The sequence below is a fragment of the Planomonospora algeriensis genome (assembly GCF_977012225.1).
In genome coordinates this window covers 1-2,898 of record NZ_CDRNDK010000638.1, presented here as the reverse complement: position 1 = coordinate 2,898, position 2,898 = coordinate 1, and the positions used below count along the sequence as shown (strand labels likewise).

4 protein-coding genes are annotated in these 2,898 nt (G+C 72.9%); all 4 read right to left on the bottom strand.

Annotated features, from left to right (window positions below):
- On the bottom strand, nucleotides 1-244 hold a 244-nt coding region (locus ACWJ6R_RS33775), incomplete at its 3' end, for a GTP-binding protein (RefSeq protein ID WP_449066109.1).
- A 10-nt stretch (nucleotides 245-254) separates the two neighbouring features.
- Nucleotides 255-617: a DUF742 domain-containing protein gene (locus ACWJ6R_RS33770; RefSeq protein ID WP_449066108.1), complete on the bottom strand. Its 363-nt coding sequence runs from the start codon at nucleotides 615-617 to the stop codon at nucleotides 255-257.
- Nucleotides 618-701: 84 nt separating this feature from the next.
- Entirely contained in the window at nucleotides 702-1,124 is a 423-nt protein-coding gene (locus tag ACWJ6R_RS33765; RefSeq protein WP_068895025.1) for a roadblock/LC7 domain-containing protein, read from the bottom strand.
- The coding region (locus ACWJ6R_RS33760; RefSeq protein ID WP_449066107.1) for an ATP-binding protein at nucleotides 1,121-2,898 on the bottom strand (1,778 nt) is incomplete at its 5' end. The genes ACWJ6R_RS33765 and ACWJ6R_RS33760, both read right to left, overlap by 4 nt.

Sequence of the window (2,898 nt, the reverse complement as noted above, 5' to 3'; positions counted from 1 at the left end):
ACCGGTGCTGCCCGGGCGTGCCGAACAGGTACAGGATCAGGTCCTGGTCCAGGGACAGGCGGCCGAAGTCCATGGCGACCGTGGTGGTCGACTTGGTCGGCGTGAGCCCCAGGTCGTCGACACCCGCGCTCGCCTCCGTCATGACCGCTTCCGTGGTCAGCGGGAGGATCTCCGAGACGGCGCCCACGAACGTGGTCTTGCCGACGCCGAACCCGCCTGCTACGACGATCTTCGTCGATGTCAGGCCGCCGCGGTTAGAGCCTGCGAAGTCCACTGAGCACCCTTTCGAGCATGTTGAGATCCGGTTGTCCCTGGTCGAGGCGTGGCTGGTGGAGGCGGACGAGGCCTTCGTCCACCATGTCCGCCACCAGTACGCGGGCCACGCCGAGCGGGACCCGGAGCAGCGCCGAGATCTCGGCGACCGACCGGAACGAGCGGCAGAGCCTGATGATGGCGTCCTGCTCGGGGGTGAGCAGGGCCAGCTCCTCGTCCATGATGGGGGAGGAGGAGACCAGGGTCTCCATCGCCATGTGATAGCGCGGCTCGGCGCGACCGCCGGTCACCGCGTACGGACGGAACAGGGGCTCCTCGTCCCCGGTTCCGTCAACGCCCAGCACGGCCCTCTCCAGGTTCGGACGCCGGGACGGACGGACGGGGGGTCCGCGCGGTCCCGGCTCGCCGAGTGTGTGCCGACCCGGTCATCAGCGCCCCCGCGAGGACTGCAGCTCGGCCCGGATCGCCGGTGTGAGGACCTGGCCGGCCCGGTCGACGAGCAGGGTCATCTGGTAGGCCACCAGACCCATGTCGCACTCGGGCGAGGCCAGCACGGCGAGCACGGAACCGTCGCTGATCGCCATGACCAGCAGCAGGCCGCGCTCCATCTCGACCACCGTCTGGGTGACCGCGCCGCCCTCGAACACGCGGGACGCGCCCACGGTCAGGCTGAGCAGCCCGGCGGCCACGGCGGCGAGCTGGTCGGCCCGGTCATCCGGGAACCCCTCGGAGCTGGCGATCCGCAGACCGTCGGCCGACACGACCACCGCGTGCGCGACACCTGGGGTGCCCCGGACGAACTCGGTGATCAGCCAGTCGAACCTGCGGGCCTCATGGCTCAGAGTAGTCACTGGCCCTCCTCCTTTTCCGCCCCGTTCTGGGCGGTGTCCTCATATAGTTCCGCACGGCCCCGCCGCACGCCCTGCTGGAAGCTCGACAGCCTGTTGCGCACCCGCTCGGGTGAGATCGGGGGCATCGGCGTCGACGGTGCGCTGGAGGCGGCACCCGGCACCAGGTTGGCCTTGGGGGTCCGCTTGGGCAGGCCCGCGGCGGTGATCCCGCCGAGGCTGGGGTCGCTGGCCGCCTGGGCGGCCTGCCAGCCCGCGTCGGCCGGGGTCTGCCAGTTCTCCGGCTGGCGGGTCGGGATCGCCCGCCGGAGCGGGGTGACGGCCGGGCCCTGGACCGCTGCCGGGACCGCTTCCCTGACCGGTGCGGGCACCGGCTCGGCGGCCGGTTCGGGAGCCGGTGCGACCTCGGGCGCGCGCTCCCCGATGGGAGGGGCGGCCCCGGTCCACTGCTCCGCCTCGTCCGGGTCTCCGGCGTCCTCGACCGCCTCGGCGTCCGCGGGGGCGTCCGCCCGGCGGAACCAGGCCGACTCGACGGAGGCGAAGATCGGCAGGAACTCCTCCTCCTCGGCGTCGAGCGGGGAGACACCGACCGCCGGCATCGAGGCGGTGACGGGGTCGTCGTGAGAGGCCTGCCCCCACGCGGAGAACGCGCCCGCGGCGCCGTCTCCGCCACCCGCGGAGGCTCCGTTGCCGGTCGTCCCGCCGACCTGCCGCTTGGGCAGGGGCGCCTCGGTGCTCTGCGGCGGGGCGCCGAACGGGGCGGACTGCGCCGGTCGCCGCTCCGGGAGCGGCTCGTCGGCGGAGCCGAACGACGGCATCTGCGGCGCGGGAGGCCGGCCGAACGAACCCTGGTCCTTCGGCGCCTGGCCGAAGGAGCCCTGGCCGAAGGATGCCTGATCCATGGAGCCCTGGTCCAGGGATGCCTGGCCGAACGAGCTCCGGTCGAACGGATCCTGGTCCATCGAGGCCCGGCCGAAGGAACCCTGCTCCTTCGGCGCCTGGCCGAACGGGCGCTGGTCCATGGATGCCTGGCCGTACGCGCCCTGGCCGGGGATCTGGCCGAACGGACCGCGGTCCGTCGACTGGCCCGCGGAGGCCCGGCCCTGGTCCATCGACGCCTGGCCGAACGAGCCCTGGCTCAGGGCCGCCTGGCTGAACGGGTTCGCGCTCAGCGACGCCTGGCCGAACGAGCTCTGCGAGGTGAGCGACTCCGACCCCCACGAGGAGGCCGGGACCGGGCTCGTCGCCTCGACGACGAGTTCCGGCGGGAAGAGGACCATGGCGATGAGGCCGCCGGTCTCCTGCGGGCGGAGCTGGACGCGGATGCCGTGGCGCAGGGCCAGGCGGCCGACCACGAACAGGCCCATCCGCCGCGACACCGACACGTCCACGACGGGCGGGTCGGCCAGCCGCCGGTTGGTCTCGACGAGTTCCTCGGCGGTCATGCCGATGCCCGCGTCGCTGACCGCGAGCAGCGCGCCGCCGCCCTCGATCATGCTGCTGGAGACGACGACCTGGCTGGCCCGGGGGGAGAACTGGATGGCGTTCTCCACCAGCTCGGCCACCAGGTGGACGATGTCGTTGGCCGCGCTTCCGGCGACCGAGATCGCGCGGTGCACCTTGACCTGGACCCGCTCGTAGTCCTCGACCTCCGACAGGGAGGCGCGGACGACGTCGACGAGCTTGGCCGGCTGGCTGCGCCTGCGGGTCGGCTCGTGGCCGGCGAGGACCAGGAGGTTCTCGGAGTTGCGGCGCATGCGGGTGGCCAGGTGGTCGA